General features: G+C 39.7%; 1 protein-coding gene and 1 pseudogene. Both read left to right on the top strand.

The window, feature by feature from the left end; genetic code table 11:
• A pseudogene (locus AC1DTM_RS31015) lies at positions 1-263 on the top strand (nitrite reductase large subunit); the annotation flags it as partial.
• A gap of 15 nt (positions 264-278) precedes the next feature.
• On the top strand, positions 279-564 hold a 286-nt coding region (gene nirD / locus AC1DTM_RS31010; protein ID WP_477001763.1), incomplete at its 3' end, for a nitrite reductase small subunit NirD.

The raw sequence follows: 564 nt of genomic DNA, 5'->3' as shown, positions 1-564 counted from the left end.
TCCCTACTGAAGATGATGTCCTTCGCATCGCAACAGCTTACATGCAATATTATCGTGAAACTGGTATTTATGGGGAACGTACTGCCTACTGGACAGAACGGTTAGGCTTCGATCACATAAAAGAAATACTACAGGATACAAGTATGGTCACGATGTTAAATGAGCGTTTCCAAACAGCGCGTAGCACATATAAAGAAGCTTGGGGACAGGCACTAGAAACGAAATCATTAAAAGCTATGTATGAAGTAGAAACTGTGAAATAAGGAGCTGTGAACCATATGTTACAAACGAAAGAGAAAATAAAAGTTATGCGTGCGGAAGACCTTCCTATTCAAATTGGTAAAGAAGTGCAAATGAAAGACATGTCTATCGCCCTATTTCGTCTTTCAAATGGCGATATTCGAGCTGTAGAAAATCGCTGCCCTCATAAAAATGGACCATTAGCAGAAGGAATTGTATCTGGGGAATTCGTCTTTTGTCCACTACATGATTGGAAAATTTCATTACTAACAGGTGAAGTTCAAAAACCGGATGACGGCTGTATTCAAACGTACGAAGTAGAAG

The sequence above is a fragment of the Bacillus sp. P4_D3 genome, from assembly GCF_056401855.1.
Note: the sequence above shows the minus strand (reverse complement) of the source record. Positions and strands in the feature narration are given on the sequence as shown.